Genomic DNA, 690 nt, shown 5'->3' on the forward strand with positions numbered 1-690 from the left:
CGGTTTCAACCACACCGTCTGCAGGTGCGAGAATTTCTTCACCGCGCTTACAGGTCAAATCGATACCAGTATGCACGTGTCTTCTGCCTGAGATAGGATTGATCCGACTGCCGTAAGAAGAAGAGATTCGTTGATACGTCACTGGGCTGTCATTCGGAATCAAACGGAACATGGTCGCACGAACCGCAGAATCTATAGCTGCCGCATCAATTCGCTCTTCTAAGGCGAGGTTGTTCTCATCGATAGACAGCTCTTCATCAGCAAGGCCGAGTACCGATTCCACATCAAATACGCGCTTTCCGAGCAGCTGAATCTGGTTGTTCTTGTCCGTCAAAGCTTGAGAGAGTGAGTGGTTGGTATCCAATTGCTCTTCATAGAGCGCTGTGATTTCCGCTTTCTCGCTTTCTAGTTTGGTAATGGTTTGCGCCAGCGTTGTCTGATTATGAATCTGTTGCTGGTTCAAATACCAAGCCCCACCGACAACGGCAGGTAAGGCGATGATCGAAGTTAATATGGTTAGGACCGAACCGCGGCCCAAATAAAATTGCTGATCACCGTTTTTAGTGGGGATCTGCATGATGATTTTTTTAGACATAATTATTGTTACTTAAATAGGCGTTGATTTATTTTTCCCCTAAATCGGAAAGATGGTCTAACTCTCGATTCAGAAGGTCGTTATTGCCTACATTC

1 pseudogene is annotated in these 690 nt (G+C 45.9%); it reads right to left on the reverse strand.

The features are described 5' to 3' along the window. Positions 1 to 595: pseudogene (locus R7Z49_RS25240) on the reverse strand (peptidase M23); the annotation flags it as partial. Positions 596 to 690 lie beyond the last annotated feature (95 nt).

Source organism: Vibrio sp. 1562, assembly GCF_033340155.1.
Taxonomy (GTDB): Bacteria; Pseudomonadota; Gammaproteobacteria; order Enterobacterales; family Vibrionaceae; genus Vibrio; species Vibrio alginolyticus.